The sequence below is a fragment of the Streptomyces sp. MBT65 genome (assembly GCF_016612545.1).
Classification (GTDB): domain Bacteria; phylum Actinomycetota; class Actinomycetes; order Streptomycetales; family Streptomycetaceae; genus Streptomyces.
The window spans coordinates 1-9,188 of the sequence record NZ_JAENRY010000340.1 but is presented as its reverse complement, the minus strand read 5'-3'; the positions used below and the strand labels follow the sequence as shown (position 1 = coordinate 9,188).

The 9,188-nt window shown below is 69.6% G+C and carries 9 protein-coding genes; 7 read left to right on the top strand and 2 right to left on the bottom strand.

Annotated elements, in window-relative coordinates; all coding sequences use genetic code 11:
* Positions 1-24 precede the first annotated feature (24 nt).
* Together JHN63_RS43520 and JHN63_RS43515 are read right to left on the bottom strand one after the other, a co-directional pair.
* Entirely contained in the window at positions 25-1,188 is a 1,164-nt protein-coding gene (locus JHN63_RS43520; RefSeq protein WP_200690662.1) for a hypothetical protein, read from the bottom strand.
* On the bottom strand, positions 1,185-2,201 hold the full coding sequence (locus JHN63_RS43515) for a 5-dehydro-4-deoxyglucarate dehydratase (protein ID WP_200690661.1): 1,017 nt from the start codon (positions 2,199-2,201) through the stop codon (positions 1,185-1,187). The genes JHN63_RS43520 and JHN63_RS43515 overlap by 4 nt, the downstream gene beginning before the upstream one ends.
* Positions 2,202-2,430: 229 nt before the next feature.
* Between JHN63_RS43515 and JHN63_RS43510 the strand changes: the two genes are divergently transcribed.
* From JHN63_RS43510 to JHN63_RS43480, 7 genes are all read left to right on the top strand, one after another.
* Entirely contained in the window at positions 2,431-3,240 is an 810-nt protein-coding gene (locus JHN63_RS43510) for an NAD(P)-dependent oxidoreductase (protein WP_200690660.1), read from the top strand.
* A 285-nt stretch (positions 3,241-3,525) separates the two neighbouring features.
* On the top strand, positions 3,526-4,296 hold the full coding sequence (locus tag JHN63_RS43505; protein WP_200690659.1) for a DeoR/GlpR family DNA-binding transcription regulator: 771 nt from the start codon (positions 3,526-3,528) through the stop codon (positions 4,294-4,296).
* Between the two features lie 117 nt (positions 4,297-4,413).
* Complete coding sequence (locus JHN63_RS43500) at positions 4,414-5,784, top strand: sugar ABC transporter substrate-binding protein (protein ID WP_200690658.1); 1,371 nt, start codon at positions 4,414-4,416, stop codon at positions 5,782-5,784.
* Positions 5,781-6,719: a carbohydrate ABC transporter permease gene (locus JHN63_RS43495; protein WP_200690657.1), complete on the top strand. Its 939-nt coding sequence runs from the start codon at positions 5,781-5,783 to the stop codon at positions 6,717-6,719. The genes JHN63_RS43500 and JHN63_RS43495 overlap by 4 nt, the downstream gene beginning before the upstream one ends.
* Positions 6,716-7,564: a carbohydrate ABC transporter permease gene (locus JHN63_RS43490; RefSeq protein WP_200690656.1), complete on the top strand. Its 849-nt coding sequence runs from the start codon at positions 6,716-6,718 to the stop codon at positions 7,562-7,564. Before JHN63_RS43495 ends, JHN63_RS43490 begins: the two co-directional genes overlap by 4 nt.
* Complete coding sequence (locus tag JHN63_RS43485; RefSeq protein WP_200690655.1) at positions 7,561-8,550, top strand: zinc-dependent alcohol dehydrogenase family protein; 990 nt, start codon at positions 7,561-7,563, stop codon at positions 8,548-8,550. Before JHN63_RS43490 ends, JHN63_RS43485 begins: the two co-directional genes overlap by 4 nt.
* 101 nt (positions 8,551-8,651) lie before the next feature.
* Positions 8,652-9,188: TerD family protein (locus JHN63_RS43480; protein ID WP_200690663.1), on the top strand; the 537-nt coding region annotated here is incomplete at its 3' end.

Here is a 9,188-nt window from a genome sequence, read left to right as displayed (position 1 = left end):
CCCGCACCCGCACCCGCACCCGACTCAGAGTCCGCCCAGCGCCTCCCGCACCCCCGCCAAGTCCCCCTCCGACGCCAACCCCGCGTGATACAGCCGCAGTTCGGTCGCGCCGAGTTCGTGTGCGCGGGCCGCGTCCGCGGCCAGTGCGCCCGGGCGTCCTCCCATCCCGGAGACGATCGTGAAGTTGGCGGCCAACACCGCCCCGTCCCGGCCCTGTTCGGCGAACGGGGTCAGCAGGCCCGCGCCGCCCGTGCAGGGGACGACCACGCCGTCCGCCACCGCGAGGATGTGGCCGGGGTCCACGCCGACGTTGGCGCCGCAGTGGTACGACTCCGGGTCCGCGTGCAGCAGCACCTGGAAGTCGGCGGGTGCGGCCGCCCGGACCGCCGCGATCGCCGTCTCCTGGAGGGTGCGGGCCCTGTCGTCGCGCCACGCGCGTGTGGCCGTCGCGTTCGCCTCGCCCAGGAGTTTCTCGACCCCCGCCCAGCCGCCGTCAGAGGGCGCGCCCTGCCACACCGGTTCCAGCGCCGCGCGTACCACCGCCGCCAACTCCTGCGCGTCGAGGCCCTGTTCGCCGTAGCCCTCGCGGCAGGTCGGGCAGAAACACAGGGCCATCAGGTACTGGCCCGCGTCCCCGAGGGGGATGCCCCCGGTCTTGTCGTGGGCGTGCAGGTGGGTGAGGCCGTACCAGCCGAGGGACTCCAGTTCGGTGCCGCGTGCGCCGGGGCGTACGGCCGCCTCGGCGGCGAGGTCGACGAGGTACGCGCGCGTGGCAGGCTGGGCGATGCAGGGTGCCCAGGGGTAGCGGTCGCCGTAGGCGTTGACCACCGAGGTGTCCGGACGGTCCGCGCCCAGGCGGGAGTTGTGGGCGAGCACGACCCAGGTGTGCACGTCCAGACCCGCGTCCGCGAGGGCGGTGGCGGCCTCCCCGTAGGCGTCGCCGGGAGCCCAGTCGCCGGCCGGGTACGGCCTCAACTCCCGTCCCTGCCAACGGGAGTCCGGCGGGTACAGGACGGCCGCGTGCTCGGCGGTGACGACGCGGTGGCGCGGGTGGCGGGGGGTCAAGGCGCGTGTGGAGTGGTACGCGGAGGCCAAGGTCGCCTGCCGGACTCCGAGTTCGGCGATCCTGCCGCCCGCCTCCGGGTCGCCGTTGACGTCCCAGGGGTAGACGAAAGCCGATGCCTTCACGCGCCCTCCTCCTCGATCCGTGAATCCATCCGTGAAGCCGTCCGTGAAGCCGTCCGTGAATCCATCTGTGAATCCATCTGTGCCTCGATCAACGTGTAGCCGCGCTCGATGAGTTGGGCCAGTTGTTTGACATGGTCCTCGGTCGGTTCGGTCAGCGGTGGGCGGACCTCGCCGACGTCCAGGCCGCGCAGGCGCACACCCGCCTTGACGAGCGAGACGGCGTAACCGCGGCCCTGGGCACGCAGTTCGACGAACGGCAGGTAGAAGCCGTCCAGGAGGCGGTTCGCCGTGGTGTCGTCGCCGGTCACCAGCGCCCGGTGGAAGGCGAGCGCGATCTCGGGGGCGAAGCAGAACACGGCGGACGAGTAGAGGGTGATGCCGACGCCCTGGTAGGCGAGTTGGGTCTGCTCGGCGGTCGGCAGTCCGTTGAAGTACAGGAAGTCGCCGGGGACTTCGGTGCGTACGGTGCTCACGATCCGCTGCATCAGGTCGAGGTCGCCGAGGCCGTCCTTGAAGCCGATGACGCCCTCGGTGCGGGCGAGTTCGACCACGGTGGCCGGGGTGAACACGGCGTTGTCGCGCTGGTAGACGATGACGGGCAGCGCGGTCGCCGCGGCCACCTCCCGGTAGTGCCGCAGCAACCCCTCCTGCCCGGCGACGACCAGGTACGGCGGCATCGCGAGCAGCCCGTCCGCCCCGGCGCCCTCCGTGAGCCGTGCGTACCGTACGGCGAGCGCGGTGCCGTAGCCCGCCCCCGCGACCACCGGCACCCGGCCCCCGGCCGCCTCCACGGCGACCCGCACGCACGCCTCGAACTCCTCGGGCAGCAGCGCGTGGAACTCCCCGGTGCCGCAGCACGCGAACACGGCGGCGGCACCGGCCTCGACGCCCCGGCGGACATGCTCGCGGTAGACGTCGAGATCGACGGAGCCGTCGGGGCCGTACGCGGTGACGGGGAAGAACAGCGGCCCGCTGGGGATACTGAGCCGGTCGGCGAGAGGGGCTGGCGTCACGGGCTCTCCCTTGAAACAGGCGCGTGCGTTCTTCTGATCAACGTCTACATTTCTGAACACCCACACCCTAAGGATCTGCCTCAGGGTGGGTCAAGCAGGCAAATGAGCAAGAAGGAGGCGGATTTCCCAGGTCCGCGCCACACTTGACGGGCATGGTGGCCGATCCTTAGCGTGTCCATGCATGTGAATATCGTTCACGGATGAGGCCGATGACTCTAGGAGACCGAGGATGCCCGCTCCCCGCACCGTTCTGCTCACCGGCGCCGCAGGCGGGCTCGGCACCCTGATGCGGGAGCTGCTCCCCGCGTACGGCTACGAGCTGCGGCTGCTGGATCTGCGCCCGATCGAGGGCGAGCCGGACGCGATCACCGCCGACCTCTCCGACAAGACGGCGCTCCGCGAGGCGGTGCGGGGCGTCGACGCGATCGTCCATCTCGCCGGCATCTCCCTGGAAGCCTCCTTCGACAAGATCCTCAGGTCGAACATCGAGGGCACGTACAACCTCTACGAGGCCGCCCGCGAGGAGGGCGTCCCGCGCATCGTCTTCGCCTCCTCCAACCACGCGGTCGGCTACACCCCGAGGCCGCAAGGGGACGACCCCCTCATCCCGATCGACACCCCGCACCGCCCCGACACCTTCTACGGCCTGTCCAAGTCCTTCGGCGAGGACCTGGCGCAGCTCTACTGGGACAAGCACCGCCTGGAGACCGTCTCCGTACGTATCGGTTCCTGCTTCCCGGAGCCCAGCAGCGTGCGCATGCTGTCGATCTGGATGAGCCCCGCCGACGGCGCCCGTCTCTTCCACGCGGCCCTGACCGCCGAGGACGTACGGCACACGATCGTCTACGGTTCCTCCGCCAACACCCGCCTTTGGTGGGACCTGTCGACCGCGCGGGCACTCGGTTACGAGCCCCAGGACGACTCCGAGCCGTACGCCGAGAAGCTGATCGCCGAGCAGGGCGAGCTGGAGCCGGGCGTCGAGGCGCACGCCTATCTGGGCGGCCACTTCGTGAACGACCCGCCGATCTGGCCGTACTGAGCGAAAAGCCGTACTGACGGAAAAGGGACTTCAAGGCGGCGGGCGGGCACCGAACGGGCCCGCCCGTCGGCATGTTCGGGCACGGACGCTGCCCGCTCTCACGCCCCGGCGGACAGCGGCGCAGGTCCGCGACGGACACGCCGCTCGGTAAACGGTCACACACGGGCAGCATCGGGCCTGCAACAGGCCTGGTCAGGGCCGCACACCGGCTGTAGAACTTCCCCCAAGGGTCCCACCGGGCCCGAACGGGCAGTACTCCAGGTGACCGGGAAGGCGGTGTCGGCCATGAGCGCGAGTTCGGCGGAGGAACGTCAGCGGGAGATCGTGCGCGCCGCACGCCGCACCGGCTCGGTCGACGTCACCGCGCTCGCCGCCGAGCTGGGCGTGGCCAAGGAGACCGTACGGCGGGATCTGCGGGCCCTGGAGGACCACGGGCTGGTCCGCAGGACCCATGGCGGGGCCTACCCCGTGGAGAGCGCCGGTTTCGAGACGACGCTCGCCTTCCGCGCCACCAGTCATGTCCCGGAGAAGCGCCGGATCGCGGCCGCCGCGGCCGAGCTGCTCGGGGACGCCGAGACCGTCTTCGTCGACGAGGGCTTCACCCCCCAGCTCATCGCCGAGGCGCTGCCCAGGGACCGGCCGCTGACCGTGGTCACCGCGTCCCTGCCGGTGGCGGGCGTGCTCGCCGAGTCCGAGAACACCTCGGTACTGCTGCTCGGCGGCCGGGTCCGGCACGGCACCCTCGCCACCGTCGACCACTGGACGACGAAGATGCTCGCCGGCTTCGTCCTCGACCTCGCCTTCATCGGCGCCAACGGCATCTCCCGCGAACAGGGCCTGACCACACCGGACCCCGCCGTGAGCGAGGTCAAGGCACAGGCCATCCGCGCCTCCCGGCGCACCGTGTTCGCGGGTGTGCACACCAAGTTCGGGGCGGTCAGCTTCTGCAGGTTCGCCGAGATCGGCGCCCTGGAGACGATCGTCACGAGCACGCTGCTCCCGTCGGCCGAAGCCCATCGGTACTCACTGCTGGGGCCACAGGTCATCCGCGTCTAGGGTGCCCCGAGCGTCTGGCGCACCGTTTGAAATCCCAACTCACCCACCAGGGGTGTGCCATTCCCGTGCACACCCCTTTTCTCCCCATTTCTCTCCCCATACGTGCAGGAGCGATCCATGCGAACCCAGAGCCGACGACGGCCGCCGCGAGCAACGCTCGCCCTGGCCGCCGTAGGGACGCTGCTCGCCCCGCTGCTCTCCGGCTGCTGGGTCGGAGCGGGCGGCGCCGGATCAGGCGGCAACTCGATCAACGTCCTGATGGTCAACAACCCCCAGATGGTCGAACTCCAGAAACTGGCCCCGCACTTCACGAAGGAGACCGGCATCAAGGTCAACTTCACGGTGCTCCCCGAGAACGACGTCCGCGACAAGATCAGCCAGGACTTCGCCAACCAGGCGGGCCAGTACGACGTGGCGACCCTCTCCAACTACGAGATCCCGATCTACGCCCGCAACGGCTGGCTGCACGAGATGGACTCGTACGTCGCGAAGGACCCCGCCTACGACGAGCAGGACATCCTCAAGCCGATGCGGGAGTCCCTGACCGCCGACGACGGCAAGCTCTACGGGCAGCCGTTCTACGGAGAGTCGTCCTTCCTGATGTACCGCAAGGACGTGCTCGCCGATAAGGGCCTCACGATGCCCGCGCACCCGACCTGGACCCAGGTGGCCGACATAGCCGCCAAGGTCGACGGCGCGAAGTCCGGCATGAAGGGCATCTGCCTGCGCGGGCTGCCCGGTTGGGGCGAGTTGATGGCGCCTCTGACGACCGTCGTGAACACCTTCGGCGGCACCTGGTTCACCAAGGACTGGAAGGCGCAGCTCGACTCCCCCGCGTTCGAGCAGGCGACGAAGTTCTATGTCGACCTCGTCCGCAAGCACGGCGAGTCCGGCGCGGCCCAGTCCGGCTTCGCCGAGTGCCTGAACAACATCACCCAGAGCAAGGTCGCCATGTGGTACGACGCCACCTCGGCGGCGGGATCGCTGGAGGCCAAGGGCTCCCCGGTGAAGGGCAAGATCGGCTACGTCCCCGCCCCGGTCGAGAAGACCGACTCCTCGGGCTGGCTCTACACCTGGGCCTGGGGCATCCAGAAGGCGTCCCACAACTCCGACAAGGCCTGGCAGTTCGTGTCCTGGGCGTCCAGCAAGGAGTACGAGCAGCTGGTCGGCGAGACGGACGGCTGGGCCAACGTGCCGGCCGGGAAGCGCGCCTCGACGTACACGAACCCCGAGTACGTGAAGGAGGCCGCCGCCTTCCAGGAGCAGACGAAGGAGGCCATCGAGGGCGCCAAGCCCAATGACCCGGGTGTGCAGCCGCGGCCCGCGCCCGGCATCCAGTTCGTCGACATCCCCGAGTTCACCGACCTCGGCACGAAGGTCTCCCAGGAGATCAGTTCGGCCATCGCCGGACGCCAGTCCGTCGACTCGGCCCTGAAGAAGTCCCAGAAACTCGCCGAGAAGATCTCCAAGGAGTACGAGGGACGATGACCGCCACGACAACGGCCCGTCTGGCCGCCACTCCGACCCGCACCGCGCGTCAGCCCTCGGACAGGCTGCGCGCCTGGGCCACCCGCGCCCCGCTGCTCCCCGCCCTCGTCTTCATGATCGTCGTGACCCAACTCCCGTTCGTGGCCACGCTGGTGATCTCCTTCTTCGACTGGAACGCGCTCTACCCGAAGGCCCGCCACTTCACCGGCGTCGACAACTACCACGAGGTCCTGACCGACGCCGATCTGCGCCACTCGGTGTGGACGACCATCCTGCTCACCGTCGCGGTGGTGCTGGCCAGCCTGGTCTTCGGCCTGCTCCTCGCGCTCCTTCTGGACCGCAAGTTCCGGGGCCGGGGCTTCGTCCGCACCCTGCTGATCGCCCCGTTCCTGGTGGTGCCGGTGGCTGCGGCCCTGCTCTGGAAGCATGTGCTCTACAACCCTGAATACGGCCTGTTCAACGGCCTGTTGCACTATGTGGGCGGACCGCAGCCGGACTGGATCTCCAACACCCCGCTGCTCGCCGTCGAGGCATCCCTGGTGTGGCAGTGGACGCCGTTCATGATGCTGATCCTGCTGGCCGGGCTCCAGAGCCGCGACCACCAGCAGATCGAGGCCGCGAAGGTGGACGGCGCCAGCGACTGGCAGGTCTTCCGCTATCTGACGCTGCCGCATCTGCGCCGCTATCTCGAACTCGGCGCCCTGCTGGGCTCGATCTACATCGTCCAGAACTTCGACGCGGTCTTCACCATCACCTCCGGCGGCCTGGGCACCGCCAACCTGCCCTACACCGTCTACCAGAGCTTCTACCAGGCCCACGAGAACGGCCTCGCCTCGGCGGCCGGCGTCCTGGTCGTCATCGGCTCGATCATCATCGCGACCTTCGCCCTGCGCGTCGTGTCGTCCCTGTTCCGTGAGGAGGCGTCCCGCGCATGAGCAGCATCGCCGTACGCGCGCGTGCCCGCCGCAAAGGCGCGGGCCTGGGCCTGGTGGCCTGGCTGATCGGCATCGTGTTCTTCCTGCCCATCGCCTGGATGGCGCTGACGTCCTTCCACTCGGAGACGGACGCGGCGACCAACCCGCCGTCCTTCGGGGCCGCCCTCACCCTGGACGGCTACCGCGAGTTCTTCGGCACGGGCGGCGGCGCGAGCCCCTGGCCCGCGCTGGTCAACTCCCTTGTCGCGTCCGTGGCTTCGACGCTCTTCGTGCTGCTGCTGGCGTTCCCGGCGGCCTACGCGCTGTCGATCCGCCCGGTGAAGAAGTGGACCAACGTCCTGTTCTTCTTCCTGTCCACGAAGATGCTCCCGGTGGTGGCGGGCCTGCTGCCGATCTACCTGTTCGCGAAGAACGCCGGGATGCTCGACAACATCTGGCTCCTGGTCATCCTCTACACCTCCATGAACCTGCCGATCGCGGTGTGGATGATGCAGTCCTTCCTCGCCGAGGTCCCGGTCGCCGTCATCGAGGCGGCCCAGATCGACGGCGCCCGGCTGCCGACCATCCTCGCGCGCGTGGTCGCTCCGATCTCCCTCCCTGGTATCGCGGCGACAGCCCTCATCTGCTTCATCTTCAGCTGGAACGAGCTGTTGTTCGCCCGGGTCCTCACGGGTGTCGTCGCCGAGACCGCGCCCGTGTTCCTGACCGGCTTCATCACCAGTCAGGGCCTGTTCCTGGCGAAGGTGTGCGCCGCGTCGCTCGTCATCTCCCTGCCGGTGCTCGCCGCGGGGTTCGCCGCTCAGGACAAGCTGGTCCAGGGCCTCTCCTTGGGAGCCGTCAAATGAAGGCCGCCGTCATCGAGTCCGTGGGCCGCGCCGTCGTCACCGAGGTCCCCGACCCGACGCCGGGCCCCCGCGAGGTCGTCGTCGAGGTCGCCGCGTGCGGCCTCTGCGGCACCGATCTGCACATCCTCCAGGGCGAGTTCGCGCCCAAGCTGCCGATCGTGCCGGGCCACGAGTTCGCGGGCGAGATCGTCGCGGTCGGCACCCAGGTCACCGAGGTCTCGGTCGGCGACCAGGTGGCCGTAGATCCCTCTCTCTACTGCTACGAGTGCCGGCAGTGCCGCAACGGCCACAACAACCTCTGCGAACGCTGGGCCGCGATCGGCGTCACCACGGCGGGCGGCGCGGCCCAGTACGCGCTGGCCCCGGTGGCGAACTGCGTCAAGCTCCCCGAGCACGTGCGCACCCAGGACGCGGCCCTCGTCGAACCGCTCTCCTGCGCGGTGCGCGGCTACGACGTCCTCAAGTCCCGCCTGGGCGCGCACGTCCTGATCTACGGCTCCGGGACCATGGGCCTGATGATGCTGGAGCTGGCCAACCGGACCGGCGCGGCGAGCGTCGACATCGTGGACCTGAACCCGGCCCGCCTGGAGACTGCCCGCACGCTCGGTGTCTCCGGGTCGGCGGCGAACGCGGACGAGCTGGACCGGCCGCAGGGCTGGGACCTCGTCGTCGACGCGACCGGCAACGCGGCGGCGATCCAGGACGGCCTGGACCGGGTGGCGAAGGCGGGCACGTTCCTCCAGTTCGGCGTGGCCGACTACGCGACCCGGGTGTCGATCGACCCGTACCGCATCTACAACCAGGAGATCACCATCACCGGCTCCATGGCGGTGCTGCACAGCTTCGAGCGGGCGGCGGAATTGTTCGCGAACGGGGTCCTCGACCCGGAGATCTTCATCAGCGACCGGATCGAGCTGGAGCGGTATCCGGAGGCGCTGGCTCAGTTCGCGGCGGGGGTGGGGCGGAAGATCGTGGTGATTCCCTAGGGAATCGAGGGGATTCGGGCCGGTCCTGCCAAGGCTCGGCAATTGGTCGCTTGGTAAGGGAACGGCAAAATGGTCTCGGTCGTTCACGAGTCATGACAGCTATGACCCCCGGCTCGAACATCCCTCTCTCCGCCGCGCGCGTGACGGTGGACGTCGCCGCCCCGGTGCGGCTCGACGTATCGGGCCTGCTGCTCACGGGCGACGGCAAGGTGCGCTCCGACGACGACTTCATCTTCTACAACCAGCCGGCGGGCCCCGGCGTGACCTACCGCTCCGGCGGCGGTACGGCACCCGACGCGATCATCGTCGACACCGGTGCCGTCCCGCCGGGCATCGAGAAGATCGTCGTCACCGCCAGCCCGGACGCGGCCGGCCAGAGCTTCCAGGGCATCGAGCCCACGGCCACGATCCGCAACGCGGACGACAACAGCGTCCTGGGCACCTTCACGCCCCCGCAGCTCGGCGCCGAGACGGCACTCGTGGTCGTCGAGATCTACCTCCGCAACGGCGCCTGGAAGGCCCGCGCGGTCGGCCAGGGCTATGCGAACGGCCTGGCGGGCATCGCCACGGACTTCGGCGTCTCGGTGGAGGAACCGGCCGCGGCTCCGGTGGCCCCGCCGGCCCCCGTGACGCAGGCC